23 protein-coding genes are annotated in these 19172 nt (G+C 47.9%); 10 read left to right on the forward strand and 13 right to left on the reverse strand.

Annotation, left to right across the window (positions count from 1 at the left end; genetic code table 11):
• Position 1: 1 nt before the first annotated feature.
• Positions 2–406, forward strand: coding sequence for a DUF2069 domain-containing protein (locus tag DFP83_RS03985; protein ID WP_110573393.1), 405 nt, complete (start codon positions 2–4; stop codon positions 404–406).
• Here DFP83_RS03985 and hda read toward each other — a convergent pair.
• Both hda and DFP83_RS03995 read right to left on the reverse strand, forming a co-directional pair.
• Positions 399–1127 carry a DnaA regulatory inactivator Hda gene (hda, locus tag DFP83_RS03990; RefSeq protein ID WP_110573395.1) on the reverse strand — a complete coding sequence of 243 codons (729 nt, stop codon included), beginning with the start codon at positions 1125–1127 and terminating at the stop codon, positions 399–401. The genes DFP83_RS03985 and hda overlap by 8 nt on opposite strands.
• A complete protein-coding gene (locus DFP83_RS03995; RefSeq protein ID WP_110573397.1) occupies positions 1127–2227 on the reverse strand; it encodes a DUF2066 domain-containing protein in 1101 nt (366 codons plus the stop codon). The genes hda and DFP83_RS03995 overlap by 1 nt, the downstream gene beginning before the upstream one ends.
• A 187-nt stretch (positions 2228–2414) precedes the next feature.
• On the opposite strand from DFP83_RS03995, the gene DFP83_RS04000 reads away from it, so the two are divergent.
• Positions 2415–3704 (forward strand): MFS transporter, encoded by a 1290-nt coding sequence (locus DFP83_RS04000; protein ID WP_110573399.1) that lies wholly within the window; start codon positions 2415–2417, stop codon positions 3702–3704.
• A 21-nt stretch (positions 3705–3725) separates the two neighbouring features.
• Here DFP83_RS04000 and pgm read toward each other — a convergent pair whose 3' ends face one another.
• Entirely contained in the window at positions 3726–5357 is a 1632-nt protein-coding gene (gene pgm, locus DFP83_RS04005) for a phosphoglucomutase (alpha-D-glucose-1,6-bisphosphate-dependent) (protein WP_110573402.1), read from the reverse strand.
• On the reverse strand, positions 5357–5845 hold the full coding sequence (locus DFP83_RS04010; RefSeq protein WP_110573404.1) for a replication initiation regulator SeqA: 489 nt from the start codon (positions 5843–5845) through the stop codon (positions 5357–5359). Before DFP83_RS04010 ends, pgm begins: the two co-directional genes overlap by 1 nt.
• 101 nt (positions 5846–5946) lie before the next feature.
• On the opposite strand from DFP83_RS04010, the gene DFP83_RS04015 reads away from it, so the two are divergent.
• The 6 genes from DFP83_RS04015 to DFP83_RS04040 all read left to right on the forward strand — a co-directional run bounded on the left by DFP83_RS04015 (position 5947) and on the right by DFP83_RS04040 (position 9432).
• Positions 5947–6735, forward strand: coding sequence for an alpha/beta fold hydrolase (locus tag DFP83_RS04015; RefSeq protein ID WP_110573406.1), 789 nt, complete (start codon positions 5947–5949; stop codon positions 6733–6735).
• 59 nt (positions 6736–6794) lie between these two features.
• The gene (locus DFP83_RS04020) at positions 6795–7010 is read left to right on the forward strand and encodes a DUF2788 domain-containing protein (RefSeq protein WP_110573408.1); all 216 of its coding nucleotides are present in this window, start codon (positions 6795–6797) and stop codon (positions 7008–7010) included.
• A 15-nt stretch (positions 7011–7025) separates the two neighbouring features.
• Complete coding sequence (gene ybfE, locus DFP83_RS04025) at positions 7026–7349, forward strand: LexA regulated protein (RefSeq protein WP_110573410.1); 324 nt, start codon at positions 7026–7028, stop codon at positions 7347–7349.
• A 3-nt stretch (positions 7350–7352) separates the two neighbouring features.
• Complete coding sequence (gene fldA, locus DFP83_RS04030; protein ID WP_110573412.1) at positions 7353–7880, forward strand: flavodoxin FldA; 528 nt, start codon at positions 7353–7355, stop codon at positions 7878–7880.
• Positions 7881–7942: 62 nt separating this feature from the next.
• Positions 7943–8386, forward strand: a complete 444-nt coding sequence (fur, locus tag DFP83_RS04035; RefSeq protein ID WP_110573676.1) for a ferric iron uptake transcriptional regulator — start codon at positions 7943–7945, stop codon at positions 8384–8386.
• Positions 8387–8388: 2 nt separating this feature from the next.
• Positions 8389–9432, forward strand: a complete 1044-nt coding sequence (locus tag DFP83_RS04040) for a saccharopine dehydrogenase family protein (protein WP_110573414.1) — start codon at positions 8389–8391, stop codon at positions 9430–9432.
• Positions 9433–9477: 45 nt separating this feature from the next.
• Here DFP83_RS04040 and glnS read toward each other — a convergent pair whose 3' ends face one another.
• Genes glnS through DFP83_RS04070 form a run of 6 tightly spaced genes read right to left on the reverse strand, consistent with a single transcriptional unit; the run spans position 9478 to position 14339 of the window.
• Positions 9478–11154: a glutamine--tRNA ligase gene (glnS, locus tag DFP83_RS04045; protein ID WP_110573416.1), complete on the reverse strand. Its 1677-nt coding sequence runs from the start codon at positions 11152–11154 to the stop codon at positions 9478–9480.
• 58 nt (positions 11155–11212) lie between these two features.
• Entirely contained in the window at positions 11213–12154 is a 942-nt protein-coding gene (locus DFP83_RS04050; protein WP_110573418.1) for a 5-oxoprolinase subunit C family protein, read from the reverse strand.
• Positions 12151–12852: a 5-oxoprolinase subunit PxpB gene (gene pxpB, locus DFP83_RS04055; protein WP_110573420.1), complete on the reverse strand. Its 702-nt coding sequence runs from the start codon at positions 12850–12852 to the stop codon at positions 12151–12153. Before pxpB ends, DFP83_RS04050 begins: the two co-directional genes overlap by 4 nt.
• Before the next feature lie 20 nt (positions 12853–12872).
• On the reverse strand, positions 12873–13649 hold the full coding sequence (locus DFP83_RS04060; RefSeq protein ID WP_110573422.1) for a 5-oxoprolinase subunit PxpA: 777 nt from the start codon (positions 13647–13649) through the stop codon (positions 12873–12875).
• A gap of 13 nt (positions 13650–13662) precedes the next feature.
• Entirely contained in the window at positions 13663–14067 is a 405-nt protein-coding gene (locus DFP83_RS04065; RefSeq protein ID WP_110573424.1) for a hypothetical protein, read from the reverse strand.
• An 11-nt stretch (positions 14068–14078) separates the two neighbouring features.
• Positions 14079–14339 (reverse strand): hypothetical protein, encoded by a 261-nt coding sequence (locus tag DFP83_RS04070; protein ID WP_110573426.1) that lies wholly within the window; start codon positions 14337–14339, stop codon positions 14079–14081.
• 115 nt (positions 14340–14454) lie between these two features.
• Here DFP83_RS04070 and DFP83_RS04075 point away from each other — a divergent pair, with 115 nt between their 5' ends.
• Positions 14455–14907 (forward strand): hypothetical protein, encoded by a 453-nt coding sequence (locus DFP83_RS04075; RefSeq protein WP_110573428.1) that lies wholly within the window; start codon positions 14455–14457, stop codon positions 14905–14907.
• Between the two features lie 4 nt (positions 14908–14911).
• Here the strand turns inward: DFP83_RS04075 and DFP83_RS04080 are convergent, their stop codons facing one another.
• Genes DFP83_RS04080 through DFP83_RS04090 form a run of 3 tightly spaced genes read right to left on the reverse strand, consistent with a single transcriptional unit; the run spans position 14912 to position 18003 of the window.
• Positions 14912–15679 (reverse strand): SDR family oxidoreductase, encoded by a 768-nt coding sequence (locus DFP83_RS04080; protein WP_110573430.1) that lies wholly within the window; start codon positions 15677–15679, stop codon positions 14912–14914.
• A gap of 13 nt (positions 15680–15692) precedes the next feature.
• Entirely contained in the window at positions 15693–16775 is a 1083-nt protein-coding gene (locus tag DFP83_RS04085; RefSeq protein WP_110573432.1) for a phosphotransferase family protein, read from the reverse strand.
• Positions 16765–18003 carry an acyl-CoA dehydrogenase family protein gene (locus tag DFP83_RS04090; protein WP_110573434.1) on the reverse strand — a complete coding sequence of 413 codons (1239 nt, stop codon included), beginning with the start codon at positions 18001–18003 and terminating at the stop codon, positions 16765–16767. Before DFP83_RS04090 ends, DFP83_RS04085 begins: the two co-directional genes overlap by 11 nt.
• Positions 18004–18142: 139 nt before the next feature.
• Here DFP83_RS04090 and DFP83_RS04095 point away from each other — a divergent pair, with 139 nt between their 5' ends.
• The gene (locus DFP83_RS04095; protein WP_110573435.1) at positions 18143–19153 is read left to right on the forward strand and encodes an alpha/beta hydrolase; all 1011 of its coding nucleotides are present in this window, start codon (positions 18143–18145) and stop codon (positions 19151–19153) included.
• Positions 19154–19172: the final 19 nt, after the last annotated feature.

Genomic DNA, 19172 nt, shown 5'->3' on the forward strand with positions numbered 1-19172 from the left:
TATGGCAGCCGAAATGGCACCTAGAACACGTTTTTTTCGCATCGCAACACAACTCGGTTACTGGCTACTGTTGGCACTACTGATCGTGTGGCATGGCATTATGCCGGAAACCGATGAAAGCGCCCTGCCTCGCTATCTATCATTGATCCTGTGGGTACTTCCTATGCTGTTTCCGTTGCTGGGGCTGGTCAAGGGAAAACCATACACTCATGCTTGGTTTAACTTTATCCTGATGTTTTATTTCCTGCATGGACTGACAACGGTGTATACGCATCCAGATGAACGTTTATGGTCCATTTTAGAAATCGTATTGACTACCATCGCGTTTGTAGGTGCTACGGGGTTTGCCCGCAATCGAGGTCGAGAACTAGGACTCGGTCTTAAAAAGCAAAAAGACGCTAAATAGCCAGTACTTGCTTAATAAATGGAATCGTTAGCTTACGTTGGTGCGCGATAGACGCCTTATCGAGTTGATCTAAGTGCGCCAACAGCCCCGCCATATCGCGCCCCAAGCGATGCAACATAAACATCGCCACATCATGAGGCAATTGCAAGCCTCGCCATTGTGCTCTGAGTGTTAACGCCTTAGCTTTACCGTCATCGTCCAGTGGGCTCAATTGAAACGCTGTTGCCCATTGAATACGCGAGCGTAAATCAGGCAGTTCAACATCGAGCTGACTGGCACTTGCCGACGCCGTCATAATCAGGCGGCTATGACCCGCATCGGTCACTCGGTTAATCAGCTTAAACAACTCATAACACCAGTCTGGATCGGTGAGTACCGCATCAATGTCGTCTAAGCAAATAATATCAAAAGCATCCAACCCTGCGAGCACCTGCTCGGCATCGCTATGCTTCAGTTCAGCAAGCGGCAGATACATGACATGCGTGGTCTGACTACCGAGTGAAACAACAGAATGCAGCAGATGACTTTTACCCGACCCCGACGCGCCCGACAACAGCGTGAGCCGCTCCCCTTGCGTTTCAGTCACAGACTTATCCGCAATGCGTTTTAACCAGCGAACAACACTATCGTTCTGCTGCTCCAAGTAGGTTGTAAAGTTTTCATCGTCAGGCAGTTGCACGGCGAGTGTTAGCTGCTGTGGTTGCTGCTTTCCTGCTGCCATTAGTCTGATGCCACCCACCGATAAGTGGTTGCATCCTCATTGTCTTCACTGACAAAGGCAAAGGGGTCTTGACGCTTCTGCTGCAAACGGCCATCCAATTCAATCGCTTGCAATAGATGGTCCGGCGTATCCGTCAATGTAACCACAAAGCGACTGAATGTGGGCGCGTAATCGGTTAACTTAACTTGTTGAACAGACGTAACGCTGGCAATAAACCGCTGTACATCCAAAATACTTTGCCACCCTTTTATGCCCTCGATGCGAATAGGAAACTCGACCGATTGACTCTCACCCGAAGCGATTAACGCAAATTCGCCCGCCAATGTTTCATGAAGCTGCTCGATAAAAGGCGTCGCCAAGAAGTCCTTAGAGTTAGCAAACACTTCTCCGGTTTGCCGCATGTCGCCCACACGTGCAACCCAATCGAGTCGCCAGCGACCTTTGTAGTCTTCAGATGCATCGGTTGGAACACCTAAATCAACCACCTTGGCAACCAAATAGCCATCAGCCCGATAACGCTGCGAAGCGTCTGCAATCGGTGTGAGGAACCGTCCCCAGATATCGGAAACACCCACTGAGGTCGCATCCGTCAAATCCATCAGCGGAAACTGCAGCGGCAAGCCGCGCTGTTTCGCGAGATGGCGTATCTGCTGAATAAAAATGGATTCGTCATTGGCCGCCAAAATATTGCGGTTGCCCCGTTCGTCACTGCTGGCAACCCACATCAACAGCTCAGGACGTCGGCTCCCCCAGTAAGGCAGTTGATTCACTTTAAAAAGCTCTGCAAGCTTTCGTCCGTCGAAGTTCGCGGTCAAATACAGTGTATTGCCATCACGGCGGTAGCCGTATTGTAATAGGTAATCCTCTAACTGACGCTTGGCATTTTTTACAGCGCTGTTATCCAGCGTTGCTTCGGTGCCTGATATCTTGATGACCACTTGTTCGAAAGCTGCTCGTAAGGCCTCCTCGCGCTGGCTCGACACCTGCGAGGCCACCTCTATCTCTGCGGAAAATAGGTCATCAATAAGCCGACCCTGTGCCGAAAAGCAGAGTAATAAACTCATCACACAGATCAGGTGTCGGACGATTGCGCGCGTCATAAGCTAGCCTTAAAAATTTCGTTCATAAAATGCATGTTAAACACCCAAACGCAACACGGCAAGTGACAACTTGTGGATAACCTTGTGGGAATGCATTCGACAACACAGATTGAAGTAATTTATCGATAAACTAGTCAAAATCAGGTCATATCGCTAGAATAAAGCAAATTTCGTGATCAGGAACATTATGCTTAAAAAACAATTACGTGGCATTAGCTCGTTATTATCGAGTATCAGTTTGATAGGCGTCTGTGTCGGCATGACCAGTACGTTGCTCAGTTTACGCGCCACGATTGAAGATTTTGGCACCCTGGTCACCGGCTTTATCATGTCCGCCTACTTCATCGGCTACCTATTTGGTTCGACTCGCGCGCCCAAGGATATTCGCCGTGTAGGGTATATTCGCTCCTTTGGCGGTCTCGCCGCGCTCGCTGCCGCCAGTGTATTGGTGCAAGCCATTTGGATTGACCCTGTGGTCTGGTTTGTGATGCGATTTGTCACGGGTTTTGCGATCTCAGGCATCTTTGTGATTGTCGAAAGCTGGTTAAATACCATGGCTGATAATAAAAGCCGCGGCACTTTGTTGTCCATCTACCTCGTCATTATCTACAGTGGGCTTATCGCCGGACAGCTGATACTCGGTGTTGCCGATCCAGGTGGCTTTATTGCATTTGCCATCGTCGTATTGCTTATCAACTTAGCGCTGATCCCTATTTTGGTCAGTGTAACGGTCGAGCCGACCACTCACGAAAATCGCAAAGTCCCCGTTAGAATGCTTCTTAACACGGTCCCTTTAGGTGTCATTAACGCATTTATAATGCAAGCCTGCTACGCGATGTTTTATGGTATTGGTCCAATGTACGCGTCCTACATCGGGCTGTCGGTTGTACAAATTACCTTCTTTATGTCGGCATTTATTGTCGGCGGCTTAATATCTCAAACGCCGTTTGGGTTATTATCTGATCGCATTGACCGCCGTATTGTCATTGCCATCTGTGCCGCCGGAGGAACCGCATCAGCAATCATGTTGGCGCAATTAGGTGCGGGTAACGCACTACTTATTTATCTTGTGGTGGCGATATTAGGCGCCTTTATTTTGCCGCTCTACTCGCTCGGCATGGCACATACAAACGACTACTTGGAGAAAGACCAAATGGTCGGTGCAACCGGTGCCATTATTAAAATCGGTGGCGCTGGCAGCATCATCGGTGCGCCAGCCGTTGCGGCGTTAATGCAGTTTGGTGCGATTAATTACTTCTTTTTACTGTTAGGTGGACTCACCGCGTTTGTTGGCTGTTACGCGCTGTATCGTATTACCCGCCGTGCCAAGGCTGAAGAGCAGCTACACAGTAACTTTGCCATTTTGGCGCCGTCGCAAACATCTGATGAGCTATTAACATCAATGGCGGAAGAAGCGCCTGATGAAGAAGATGACACGGAAGAGGAAGTCGATGGCTCAGCGGTGCTGAAGCGCTAATGCGCTTCAGCTGCCGAGGTATTACTGGATAAGTTCAGCGACCCAGTCGCGGGCTTCGGCAATCATTTGCTCGAGGTGCGCGGCTGATTTAAAGCTCTCTGCATAGATCTTATAGACGGGCTCGGTGCCCGAAGGGCGTGCAGCAAACCATCCGTCTTCAAGCACAACTTTAACGCCACCAAATTGCGCGTCATTACCCGGCGCCTTGGTATAAATATCAACAACGTTGCTATCTGCTAACGTGGCTAGCTTCAGTTTATAAGCACGAATGTCTTTAAAGCGCGCGTTCTGCTCTAACGACGAAGCGGTGTCGACACGCTGGTAGAAGGCTTCGCCATGCTGAGCACATAACCGCTTGTAGTACGCGCTGGGTGACTCGCCTGTAGCCGCTTGCAGCTCGGCGGCCAAAAGTACCATCACGATACCGTCTTTATCTGTTGTCCAAACTTTTCCTTCACGGTCAAGTAAAGTGGCGCCCGCACTTTCTTCGCCGGCAAAGCCGATATCACCATCGCGCAACTGCTGAGCAAACCATTTAAAGCCAACAGGCACTTCGTACACACGACGTTGGTTATCATTTACAACACGATCGATCATTTGGCTCGACACTAAGGTTTTACCAATCGCCACGTCGCTGCCCCATTGGCGCGATTTACACAAGTAATCAATTGCTACAGCCAAGTAGTGGTTAGGGTTCATTAAGCCATCGGGGGTAACAATACCGTGACGATCATAATCTGGGTCATTACCACCTGCTAAGTCATAACGGTCTTTATAGGCAAGTAGACCAGCCATCGCATAAGGCGAAGAACAGTCCATACGTATTTTGCCGTCTTTATCCAAGCTCATAAACTGAAAGCCTGGATCGACATGGTCGTTGAAAATATCGATACTGAGACCATAGGTCTCGGCTATTTGGTGCCAATAGTCAGCGCCTGCACCGCCCATTGCGTCAATAGCCAGTCGGAGATTAGCTGATTTGATCCGTTCCATGTCGATACAACGCGGCAGATCATCAATATAATGTTTACGCCAGTCGACAAACACGAGTTTAGGATGCGATAAAACATCCTCACGTTCACAGGTGTTCACCCCTTGTAACCCTGAGGATAACAACGCGTTAGCGTATTTTTCGATAACACGCGTCGCATCCGCGTCAGCAGGCCCCCCGTGTGGCGGGTTATATTTGAAGCCGCCATCTTGCGGAGGGTTGTGTGAAGGCGTAATCACCACTCCATCACATTGCTTTTGCTGCTTGCTGTTGTAAGCCAAAATAGCATGGCTTAAGGCAGGCGTAGGTGTATAACCGTGATCGGTCTGCACATGCACTTCTAAGCCATTGCCTAAGAACACATCAAGCGCTGAAATATAGGCGGACTCCGACAAGGCGTGAGTGTCCTTACCCAACAATAATGGGCCAGTAATGCCCTGCTCTTCGCGGTAGGCACAAATGGCTTGCGATATCGCTAATATATGCGCTTCATTAAAGCTTCGAGCCAACGCTGAACCGCGATGACCGGACGTACCGAAGCTGACTTTCTGCTGCGCTTTACGCGGATCGGGCTCATACACATAGTAAGCACTGACCAGTTGCGCAATATTTACGCTATCTGCCGCGGTCGCAGGTTGTCCTGCTCGTTCATGCACCGTCATTATAAAAAGTCCCTAATTTGCTCGACTTCAGATTTGCTGTAACCAAGCTTTTGCGCGACCTGAGTCAACATTGATTTCTTTTTAGTCGTATTGTTATTGGTCACCACCCAAAACGGCGACGAAGGTATCGCCTTAGGATTGGTGCTGTTACCGCTGGTCAACAGTGCTTCCTCTGAACGCGCGAAATATTGGCGATCACGACCACGAATAGTGAGTACCGTTTCAAATTGTTCAGGGTGTGTCTTGTACAGCATGCTAAGGATGTAGAGAAAACGTGCCACGACACTTTTCTGTACGTTCACATCTTGTTGGTTTAAGCGGTTAAACACAGAATCGGTAGAACGCTCCTCTACTTGCATAGGTTCTGCTTGTTCAACACTGTCAAAGCCTAATAAACGGCGTAAAATATCTGATGCGCTCTCACCGATCTGCTGCGTGTGGCTAGCGATATACGCGTATAAATCGTCTTCAACTTCGATGCGTTTCATCGGTTTTTGCTTCCTCATTGTTATCAATTCGCGGGGTTGACTTGCAACCAACCACTAAAGCTCGGAAAATATTAGCAAAGTTTAACACTAAAGGCACAACGATGGCAGAGTCAGAATTACTGCATTATGAAACCATGGGTGACGAAAAGAATCCCGCCGTTATTATCATTCACGGCCTATTTGGTGATGGTGACAATCTAAAAAGTTTGGCGCGAGACTTAGAGGATGACTACTTCTGCGTATTGCCTGATGCACGCAATCATGGCGAATCACCTCATTATAACAGTATGCGCTATGATGAAATGGCGAGCGATATTATCGCCCTCGCCGACTCGCTGGCATTAGACGCCTTTGCCATAGTCGGGCATTCAATGGGCGGCAAAATTGCCATGGAAGTTGCCATGCAATATGCGGACAGAGTTACAGCCGCGGTCTTTGCTGATATCGCGCCCGTTGCCTACCCAGCGCATCACAACACGATACTCGATGCATTAGCAGCACTCGATTTGAAACAGATCAAGAGCCGCAGTGACGCCGACAAACAACTCAGTTCAGCCATAGCAGAAAAAGGTGTTCGCCAATTTTTGCTTAAAAACTTACGCAAAGACGGCGATCACTTTGCTTGGCGACTCAACTTATCAGTTATCACCGATCAATACGACCACATTGCTGCTAGCGTGAGCCAAGGTTCATACGCGGGCCCATGTTTGTTTATTAAAGGGGGTAACTCCGATTACCTGACACAACAACACAAAGCACAGGTCACCCAGCGCTTTAGTGATGCTCAAGTAAAAGTGGTTGAAAATACAGGTCACTGGCTACACGCCGAAAAACCACGCATTTTCAACCGTCTGGTAAAGGATTTTCTGGCCAGCCAAGGTCGTCTTTAACGGTCGACTGTGCTAATATAAGCGGCGTTTCTGTCGGCCTATAAGGTGGTATCTTAAGGATGTTGGCTGAATATTATGAGCAAATAGAAGTACTCGTTACTAATATTACGCTAGGTATACTTTTCTTACTAATAGGCTTAGCCATTCGCGATGTACTTAATCGTTCATCGGTGCCCAAATTTGGACGCATTATTGTATGGATGGTGTTATTTTTAGGCTGTTTTGGCTTCATAGCCAAAGGTATCATCCAAGTAGTTTGGGAGGTCGGTGTCTAAATCGACCGAATACACATGGCAAAAGAAAATACGGATAAAGTAACAATCGATTTGTTCGTTGATCAGCCTCGTAAAGGACGACCTCGAACAAACCCTCTACCTCGCAGTGAGCAGTTAAAGATTAATAAACGTCGTCAATTACAACGTGATCGACGCCAAGGTAGAAAACGGATTGAACTGAAAGTCGACCAATCGGTGCACGAGCATCTGAATGAGGTCGCATCATCCTCCGGCTGTAACCGTAGCGATTTAGTCGAAGCGATGATTAAAATCTCGCTGGCAAACCCCGAGCAAGTGCTGCCAGCTGTCGTTAATTTAGTAAAATCAGGTGAAAGTTGATTTATGGCAACTGTTGGAATTTTCTTTGGAAGTGATACGGGTAATACCGAAGCGGTCGCCCACATGATCGAGAAAGAGCTGGGCAAAAAGCTTGTTGAGGTCAAAGATATCGCAAAATCGAGTAAAGAAGACATCGCGAGCTACGACCTTCTCTTATTCGGAATTCCCACTTGGTATTATGGCGAAGCGCAATGCGACTGGGATGACTTTTTCCCAGAGCTAGAAGAGATCGACTTTACCGATAAACTTGTCGCCATTTTCGGTTGCGGTGACCAAGAAGATTACGCTGAATACTTCTTGGACGCGATGGGTATGGTACGTGACATCGTTGAAGCGCGCGGCGCCATGATCGTCGGTCATTGGCCAACCGAAGGCTATCATTTTGAAGCTTCCAAAGGGCTTGTTGATGAGCAGCATTTCGTTGGTTTAGGTATCGACGAAGACCGTCAGCCGGAACTCACAAAAGACCGAGTTACCCAGTGGTGTAAGCAGGTTTATGAAGAGATGTGTCTTGCAGAGCTAGCCAACTAGGATAGTTTTGCGCTATTTTGAGCAAAGTGACTGAACAACCAAACGAGAAAGCGAATAGCACCATGGCGACAAATGATGAACAATTGAAGAAAGCAGGCCTTAAGGTCACATCTCCTCGCGTTAAAATTTTGGAGATTCTTAAGCAACCTGAGAATCAGCATATTAGTGCCGAGGATGTCTACAAAATTTTGCTTGAGCAAAAAGATGAAATCGGTCTCGCCACGGTTTACCGCGTGTTAAACCAGTTCGATGATGCGGGTATTATTACCCGACATCACTTTGAAGGCGGTCGTTCAGTCTTCGAACTCAGTGCCAAAGAGCACCATGACCATCTTGTCTGTTTAACCTGTGGGCATGTCTTTGAGTTTGAAGATGACGTTATCGAAGAGCGTCAAGTGCGTATTGCTGAACAAAATAAAATCAAACTGACGAATCACAGCTTGTATCTATATGGTGAATGTCAGCGCGGCGAGGGTTGCGAATATAAAGCCGCTGAGGAAGCCTAACCATGGCACTCCGTTGGCTGATTTATGGTGCAAACGGTTACTCAGGTAAACTGATTGCCCGTAAAGCAGTCGCACGAGGTTACCACCCTGTTCTTGCCGGACGAAATGCAACTGAGATCGAACATATTGCTGGAGCCTTAGCGCTCCAGCATCGTGTGTTTGGCCTAACAGACCCTTCCGTAGTAAAAGCACAACTGCACGATGTCGACCTCGTCATTAATTGTGCAGGCCCGTTCAGCCAAACCGCAGCCCCACTTATCCAAGCCTGTATCAGCACGAGCACGCATTATCTCGATATCACGGGTGAAATTGACGTGTTCGAATATGCCCATTCGCAGTCAGAGGCAGCGCAAAAAGCAGGCATTGTACTTTGTCCAGGCGTGGGCTTTGATGTGATTCCGACCGATTGTTTAGCGGCTCGTCTCTATGCACAAATGCCCGATGCGACACACTTAGCGCTGGGTTTTGATTCCGCCTCTAGAATGAGCCGTGGCACCGCCAAAACAAGCATTGAGCGCCTCGGCCATGGTGGCGCGGCGCGTATCGATGGTATGGTGAGTAACGTCCCATTAGCCTGGAAAGAGCGTCGCATAGACTTTGGTCATGGCGTAAAGTCGGCAATGACAATCCCTTGGGGTGATGTTGCCACGGCTTTTTACACCACCTCAATTCCCAATATCGAGGTTTACATCCCAGCGCCGCCTAAGCTCATTAAACGGCTCCGGAGAGTAAATTGGTTACGCTGGCTTTTTAAATCACGCTGGGTGCAAAAACAACTGAAGGCGAAAGTCGATCAGCGTAGCAGTGCAGGACCCGACGAAGATGCGCGTAAAGCAAACCCGACCTATATTTGGGGAGAGGTTAAAAACAAACGCGGCGATACGAAATCGATGCGATTTAAAATCAAGAACGGTTATACCGTCACGGCCGAGGGTGCCGTTGAGGTTGCACTTTATATTCTGCAACACGAAGCGCTACCGGGCGGCTACTATACGCCCTCGCGGCTCTGCGGCGCTAAACTACTCGACCAGTTTATCGAACATTAAAAAGCCGGCTTAAAAGCCGGCTTTTTAGTCGATTTAAGCTTATGCTCAATCGCCCTGTTGTTCAATTTTAGCCCAACTATCACGTAAGCCGACCGTTTGGTTAAAGATTAAACGACCTTCTTTTTCAGCGTCGCTATCTAACACGTAATAGCCTAAGCGCTCGAACTGGTATGGCTTTTCAACCTCAGCTGCGGCTAAGTTCGCCTCAACAAAACCCTGTTTTATGACCAGAGACTCAGGGTTCAACGCCGCAAATAAATCATCTTCGGCAGCAGGGTTTGCAACTCTAAACAAACGGTCATAAATACGGAATTCAGCTTCTTTTGCGGTATCAGCAGACACCCAATGAATAACACCTTTAACCTTACGTCCATCAGCAGGATCTTTGCCCAAGGTATCCGGATCATAAGTGCAATATACGGTCGTCACTTGACCGTCGCTATCAACATCGCAACGCTCTGCTTTAACCACATAGCCATTACGCAGGCGGACTTCTTTATCTAACACCAAGCGTTTAAATTTCTTATTCGCAGATTCGCGGAAGTCTTCACGTTCGATGTAAACTTCGCGCGAGAACGTCACTTGGCGGCTACCCATATCCGGATTATTAGGATGATTAGGCGCATCGAGTAACTCTTGCTGACCCTCTGGGTAATTTTCGATAACCAGTTTAATGGGATCCATCACCGCCATCGCACGCGGCGCATTCTCGTTTAGGTCGTCACGGATACAGGCTTCGAGCATGCCCATTTCGACTTGGTTATCCATTTTCGTAACACCGATACGACGACAGAATTCACGGATCGACGCAGGTGTGTAGCCGCGACGACGCAAACCTGCAATGCTCGATACGCGAGGATCATCCCAACCGGAAACCTTACCCTCTTCAACCAAGTTATTGATAATACGCTTACTCATCACGGTATATTGCAAGTTTAAGCGTGAAAACTCGATTTGCTGAGGGTGGCAGTCAATACTGATATTATCCAACACCCAGTCGTACAAGCGACGGTTATCTTGGAACTCCAACGTACACAGTGAATGCGTAATGCCCTCAAGCGCATCCGAAATACAGTGAGTAAAGTCATACATTGGATACACACACCATTTGTCACCAGTTTGGTGATGATGCACGTGGCGCACGCGATAGATAACCGGGTCGCGCATACACATAAATGGCGATGACATATCAATTTTGGCGCGCAAGCAACACTCGCCGTCCTTGAACTCACCTGCCGTCATGCGCTTGAACAAGTCCAAGTTTTCCTCAACAGAGGTGTCGCGGTAAGGACTATTTGTACCTGGCTCTTTCAAGGTACCGCGCATTTCACGCATGGTGTCTTGATCAGAGAAGTCTACATACGCAAGACCTTTTTCGATGAGCTCGACAGCAAAGCCGTGTAACTCTTCAAAGTAGCCCGACGAGTATTTAGGGGTACCTTCCCATTGATAGCCCAACCAAGCGACGTCACGTTTAATTGATTCAACGTAATCCACTTTCTCTTTTAATGGGTTCGTATCATCAAAACGTAAATTACAGGTGCCTTTATAATCTTCCGCAATACCAAAGTTCAACACGATGGATTTAGCATGACCAATATGCAAAAAACCATTCGGCTCCGGTGGGAACCGAGTATGTACGGATGTATGCTTTCCTTCCGCCAAATCTTTATCGATGATTTGACGAATAAAATTACTCGGACGATGCTCAGTTTCTGACATGCGTGTATGTTCTCCAACAACTTTTGAGCTCAAAAAAGGATATTACCTATGATCGCAATTAATGATCAGTCTGGCAAGCAGGTGTAATACCAAAAAAGTCATAATATTTCGTTAATTGTTGCTGCACTTGAGCAACCTCGACACGGGTAAATTGAACCGTTTGCCCCGGTCGACATTGCGCTAAACGCGACAAATCAAGCGGGCTAATATTGCCAAGCTTGGGATAGCCCCCGAGCGTCTGACGATCGTTCATCATTATGATGGGTTGACCGTTAGGGGGAACTTGCACCGAGCCAATATTGATCCCCTCGGACACTAACCCCTGACCGGCGTACTCGATCGCTGGCCCCTCTAGCCGAATACCCATACGGTCACTTTGCTGACTGATTGTATACTCATGGAAACAGAGTTTTTCTCGTTCTGCCATGGCAAACTGATCGTACTGAAATCCCGGAATCAAGCCGAGCACCGGTGGCTTGCTGTAATCTGGGCGGTAACGCCACGGAATACGTTGAGTAAGCTCGCACTGCGAAGACGCGATCGCAAGCGTATCACCTTTCTGCAACGCACTTCCATCGCCTTTATGTCCGCCTAAGTGTTCACGTTTGACGGTCGCGCAACTGCCCCATTGAGCGTCAACTTGAATGCCGCCAGCGACTGCTAGATAAGCCCGTAAACCATTGCGCGCAGGACCAATCGTCAGCACTTGACCGGCTTCAACTTGGAAAGTTTCCCATATACTTTTTTCGTTATTGTCTAACTTCAAACTCACATCGGCACCGCAGACAGCCACTGCCGCAGGCGAAGTAAACTTAAACTTAGAACCGCCTAATACGATTTCAATTTGGGCGGCCATCGGGTTATTTTTTAATAAGTAGTTGCCCCATAAAAAGGCGTTTTCATCAATCGGGCCACCGCGTGTCAGCCCTTTTTTTAGATAACCTAATCGACCAAAATCCTGAATCGTGGCATACATGCCGGGTTCAATCACTTCAATCATTCGAACGCCTCCACAGATCCACCGGCTGCAATAAACTCATCTTTTGAAATGGCTTTAAATTGCACCGTATCGCCCGAGTTTAATTGGTTCAAAATGCCCTTCTGCGGCTCATATAAAGGAAACGTAGTACGCCCAATAATGTTCCATCCACCAGGGGAAGCGAGCGGATAAATAGCCGTCTGTCGTTCGGCAATCGCGACACTTCCAGCAGGAATCTGTGTACGTGGCGAATCTAATCGCGGTGTTTGTAAGTCTTCCGCAACCTCTCCCATGTAAGCAAAGCCTGGTGCGAAACCCAGTGCGTAAACACGATAACTATCACGGCAATGGCGCTCGATTACTTGCTCGACGCTGCAGTGATGTAGCTCGGCGATGCGCGCAAGATCAGGACCCACGGTCGTATCATAATAGACAGGAATAACATGCGTTTTACCCTGTTCGCCCATCGCAGTCGATGCCTCGGGTAGTGATTCAATAATCGTTTTAATCGCGGCACGTAGTTCTGTATCTGAGTGACGCGTAATATCGTAATAAACCATGAGTGACGAATACGCAGGTACGGTTTCGAGTATCGCTAAATCACTCTCGGCTAATGCCGTATCAAGCTGTAAAACGCATTGATTCGCCTCGAGACTGATTGCGTCTGAAAAATACACAATAACCGCATCTGCACCAGCATTTACAATGGATGGTTTCACGCTCAGTGTACCTCTTGTTGTTATTCGGGGAGTGAGTGAAGCAGCTCACGTATTTTAGTCACAGTTTCAACCGCTGATGGGTTATCGCCGTGTACACACAGTGAGTCGATACTTATCAATCGCTCATGACCATCTTTATCAATAATAGGTTCACGCCTTGCAAAGCGCTGCGCTTGCGCTAACACGTCTGCTTCGTCAGTCAGTACCGAACCACTTTGTTTACGCGACACTAACCGACCTTTGTGGTTATAACGTCGGTCTGCGAAGCCTTCAAACCAAAGGTGGACATCGTAGTTTGACGCCAATGCTTGCCATTCCGAATTCTGCGGTGTTGCCATTACCATCAACGGCAGTGGTTGCCGCTGCTGGGTTTGCAGATAACTGACTGCCTTACACACCGCTTTAAAAATTTCGCTATTCCGCAGCATATCGTTATACAGCGCTCCGTGAGGTTTCACGTACGCCACAGACTCGCCATAGCGTGCCGCAACGCCATTGAGCGCCCCAACCTGATACATCACTAAAGCGATGATTTCTTGTTCAGAGCAGTCCATATGACGACGACCAAATCCAACCAAGTCAGGGTAACTTGGGTGAGCACCAATCTTAACTTGATGCTCAGTCGCTAACGCGACCGTTTGGCTCATCGTCAGCGGATCCGAGGCGTGGAAACCACAGGCGATGTTCGCGCAATCAATATGCGGCATGATGAGTTCATCCTCGCCCATTTTATAGGCGCCGAAGCTCTCACCAATATCGCAATTGAGGGTAATTTTTCTAATCGTATGTGTGTTCATACGACAAAGTATATCATGATTTGGTTTTTTCTTGTTTGCGTGCCTTGAGGTCACCTACGAGACGCGCGTAACTGACTGCAAATAAATATAAACCAATGCCGATACTGGCGATTTGTAATGCAGGTAGACTCAGTACCACCAATTGATGCTGGGCAAAGATGGCAACAGCGCCAACCAGCCCCATTGTTGTTAACCCGCTCGCGATTAATGTAATTGGTGGCAGCCAATTAAGTAACTTTTGAATGCGTAACAAGGCAAACAATCCACCTACGATAACGCCCCATGCGATAGGCACACCGAGTTGATACCAACTCAACTGATAATCCGCTATCGCAGCCACTAACTGATCGTGTGACGCGGTATAAAAGAAAATCCCGACAGCACCGGCCAAAATTACGATTCGTTTAAAAAGATTCATGCCTGCTTTCCTTACAGCGCTAAGCTCACACAGTAAATAATAATGCCAATGACAGGCACCCAAACAATCGGCGACTGGTACCACTTGAGCGGTTGTTTACTTTGTTGATTGAGCGTGCTCAAAGTAGGTAACCGATACAACCAAATAAGAGCAATAAGCATTAAGGCCGCGCCCACCAGGCGAATAACCGTATCAAATTCGCTCACGACACCGAGTACAGCCAAAAGTAAACCTACTATCAGCAGTACAATTGCAGTAACACGTTGCCACATTTACACACCTCGTTATTATTATGCTTTGGTCGAATACCACCATAACGCTTTTTTAACAGACAAAAAAGAATATGTTATTTTAGTGGCTACATCGATAAGGGTAGAAGATTCTCACATGCAGATATTTAAACGAATGGCGCTTATTTTGGCGGCCGCTGGCGTCACTTTTGGTCTTATCGTGATAAGCATTGTCGTTTATCAGTACACTGTGATGGAGCCTGAGACCCCTCATGCGGGCGACTGTCAGCTTAAACAGCTCGAACAAACCCAAGACCGAGCTGCCGAAGTGCACCGCTATGAATGCACCCGAGGTTCTGAAACCACTTGGCAAGGCACCGAAGTATGGCTTTATGAGCCATTGACCGAGGACTGGCAACGGATGCTGACCGTTAAAGGCGAACCCTGCGTGCGTCTTCGCCTTAATGAACGACGTTTAACCGTTTTGCACTCTGGCAATAAACTCGATTTTAATCTCGCCGAGCCTGTTTTTATTTATAAAGAAAAAGAAGGCACCAGTCGTAGCCTAGCGGTGGAAATCGATAACCAAGCTACGACGTGCAAAGGGTGAGTCATTAGGTGAGTTTAAGCACCCAAGCCAAGGGTAAGCGTTTCATTAAAAAGCCGATAACGCACCAAGGCCAGCCCGGGACGTAGGCTTTAACAGGGGCTTTTTCGATCGCCTTAACCAATTTGCGACAGCCCTCTTCAGTACCGATCATAAAGGGCGTATTTTTAACCTTTTCGTTAATTTCCGAACGAATATAACCCGGGAATAATGTGGTAACTTTAATAGGACTGTTCTTGCCATAAGTCTTGAGCAAGTCGGCGCGGATGCCCTCAGACATCGATGCTAATCCAGCTTTGGTCGCAGCATACACAGTCATCGCACGAGGCATACCACGTAGCGCACTCATCGATGCGATGGTGACCAAATGCCCGTGCGCTTGCGCACGAAAGATATTCATCGCCGCTTCACATTGAGCCAGGGCTGCCACAAAATTGGTTTCAGCAGTGGCGCGGTTAGCGGCAAAGTAACCGGTGCCTATCGAGGCACCCTTACCCATTCCGGCATTCACCACAATTTTATCAATCGAGCCTGCCTCGGATTTAAAACGCTCAAAAACTTCAAATACATCGTCGTGTTGATTCACATCCAGTACAGCAATGCGCACGTTCACCTTTGGATAAGCGTGCTCGATTTCATTTTTTAACGTCTCTAAACGCTCAATGCGCCGTGCGCACAGGCACAAATGATACCCTTTACTGGCAAACTCCCTTGCCATGCCCTCGCCCAGTCCAGAACTGGCGCCTGTTATTAGTACAGTCTGTTGTTTTTGCATAATACACGTCCATTTATTGTTTTATTTTGCGACGGCAACGCCATAACAAGTAATTGACCAAAAACCAGAAGTTTTTAAACGCTGGGTTATTTGTCTGTTTATGGTGGTAACGGTAATAAATCTGCTGAGCAATAACGGCGAGACGAAATAGGCCAAAAACCTCGTAAAATTTAAAGTCAGCGACCGCTACACCGGTTTTACTGCAGTAGTATTCAATGATCTCATTACGTGTGAGCATACCTGGGTAATCACTGGGCTGTCGTTTGGTGGCACGCGCAATTTTGTCGTCACCTGCTTCAATCCAATAGGCTAATGCGTTACCTAAGTCCATTAAGGGATTACCCAATGTCGCTAACTCCCAATCCAAAATACCAATAATATGAGTCGGGTCATCAGCATCCAACACCAGGTTATCCAAACGAAAATCGTTATGGGTCATGCAGATAGTCTCTTCGCTTGGCTGGTTTTCGCGAATCCAACGCATAATGCCCTTGGCGCCAAATACATTCCACGTTTTAGCCCGTTCGAATCGATTGCACCAGCCTTCCACTTGGCGCTGGGTATAACCTTTGCCCTTTGCTAGCCGTTTTAAGCCTGAAGCATGGATATCAACTTGGTGCAGAGCAACAAGACGGTCGATCGCTTTGATGCACAATTGCTTCGCCTGAGCTTCACTCAAACTCAGTTGCCGCGGAAAGTGGCGACGAGGAATAATCCCCTCAACGTGACGCATGACATAAAACTCTGCACCGATCACTGACTCATCCTTGCAGTGAGCAAGCACCTCTGGCACTTCGGGAAAATAAGGCTTGAGCGCTTTTTGAAAGCGATACTCACGTCCCATATCGTGTGCAGATTTAGCTTTGGTGCCATCAGGTGGGCGCCGCAATACCAGCGCGACATTCTGATAATCAAGTCGATAAGTCCAATTTGATGCCCCGCCAGTGTACTGAGTAATGGCTAAATCGCCCGAAGACTCGCTGACCACCTCAGGTAGTTCGGCTTTTAGCCACGCATCGAGTGATTCAATCGGTAATGACTCTTCGGTTCTAACCGGAGAAGACTGGTCAAGTACGCTGTTAGTGTCAACGCTCATTCATTCGCTCCTGCCATGCTCTTACTTCAGTTTTAGCAATCGTTGCACGATGCACAGCGTCAGGGCCATCGGCAATACGCAGTGATTTAGCAACGGCTAGTAAATCAGGTAAAGGCGTATCATGACACATTGCGGCACCACCATACAGTTGCATGGTTTCATCCACCACCCGTTGCAACACTTGGGGCGCAACTAATTTAATTGAGGAAATCGCTTTGATCGCCTGCATAGCACCCACCTTATCGATTTGCCAAGCGGCATGCAGTGTCAGTAGACGCGCTTGATCTATCGCAACCCGTAAATCAGCCAAACGCTCTGTGTTGCCGCCTAACTTCAACAACGGCTGTCCAAAGGCGATACGTGATGTGCCCCGTTCAATAAACATATCGAGTGCCCGTTCAGCGGCACCGATGGCTCGCATGCAATGATGAATACGGCCTGGACCTAAGCGCCCTTGGGCAATTTTAAAGCCAGCGCCGGGTCCTACGATAATATGATCCTTAGGTACACGCACATCATCAAATACCACTTCACCATGACCATAAGGTGCATCATATTCACCCAACGCAGGAAGCATGCGTTCGATATGCACACCTGCTGTATCTAACGGCACAATTACCATCGAGTGGCGCCGGTGCTTGTCAGCATCTTCATCTGTTAGACCCATCACGATAGCAAATTTAGCGTCTGGGTGACCCAGCCCTGTGCTCCACCATTTGCGCCCGTTAATCACCCACTCATCGCCTTGAGCAGTAATGGTGGTTTGCATGTTAGTTGCGTCTGATGAAGCGACATCGGGCTCCGTCATACAAAATACCGAACGAATATCTCCTTCGAGTAAAGGCTCAAGCCACCGAGCCTTCTGCGCAGCACTGCCAAAGTGATACAGCACCTCCATATTGCCAGTATCCGGCGCATTACAATTAAAGATTTCCGGCGCCAATAGACTGTGACCCATACACTCGGCGATAGGTGCATACTCTAGCGTTGATAACCCCTGACCTAACTCTGCGTCGGGCAAAAACAAGTTCCATAGCCCTGCCTTCTTAGCCATGGCTTTTAATTCAGCGACATGGGGTGGCACCTGCCATTCGCGCCAATTGGGGCCTGCATTAAAGCGTTGATTTTCTTTACGGTAGTTAGACTCATAGGGTGCGATATGCTGATCAATAAAGTCTTGTACACGTGACAAGTAGTCACGACTGTTATCCGAAAGCGAAAAGTCCATTCTACGTTTCCTTTAAATACCGAATAACCGCATTGTAGGCATGAATGATTTTCTGGTACAACCAGTTTAAGCCGATTACTCCACTTGTAATGGAGTCAAATTTTTATTACGGTTTAAAACAAAATGGATAACTTCGTCTATGCGCTTAATAATAGTCACCGCCTTTCTTTTACATTTAACTGGCTGCACATCACTCGTTGCAGACCAAATCGCTCATCCCAATGCCATGAACCTAACCTTTACCGATGAGCAATCAGCCCAAGAAATCTTTAATCTGCAGCCCCGTAAGGTCGGTAGCCTCGACTATTTTTATGCACCTGCCGCTGGATTGGCTCAACAAGAAGCCTCTTTTAAAAGCACCATTAATGTGACTCTGACAAACAGCAAAACAGGCACCACAACGACCACCCCATATCACTATGACGATAGCCATGCTCGTAAACTTTCACAGCACAGTGAGGCGCGCGGTCAGGTTATCATGCTACATAGTTACAGCACCGATAGCCGTTCTCTGTATATTGATAGCCTTGCACTCCGAGCGCAAGGATACGACGTGTTGCTGTTGGATCTGAATGGGCATGGCAAAGCAAGCGATAAGCCAGTGAGCTTTGGTCCGGCAGATGTTGAACGTTTACATCAATTAGTCACATTGATCCGTGACGATTCAGACTTGCCGCTCTTATTGTACGGAAAGTCCTATGGCGCAAGCGTGGCTGCCCAATATATCGCGAAGCATGGCAACATCGATGGTTTCATCGGCATTGCTCCAATGAATAACTTCACCGAAGCTGCGCTTATCGAGACAAAACGCAGTTCGCCTTGGCTAACCCAGTTTATTAGCGATGAGTATATAATCGCAGGTATCGAACGCGCTGCCTCATCGGTTGGTGCGAATGTCGAACAGGCAAATACTTCACGTATTTTGCGTCATCACTTGCAAACAGATAGCTGGCCGCCCTCACTCATTTTTGTTGGCGAGCTTGATAAACTCAGTAAACAAGAAACCTTTAAACCTTTTGATGCGATTTCAAAAACCAAAATCATCACCCTACCCGAGCGCCCACATATGGCGATGATGGTGTACGACAACATCATCGATAAACAGCTATCTGAGTGGCTCATGATGTTTGAGGAGGGAAAATTACGTTAAACGTAAGGTACAAAAAACC

Source organism: Idiomarina fontislapidosi (assembly GCF_003226255.1).
Classification (GTDB): Bacteria; Pseudomonadota; Gammaproteobacteria; order Enterobacterales; family Alteromonadaceae; genus Idiomarina; species Idiomarina fontislapidosi.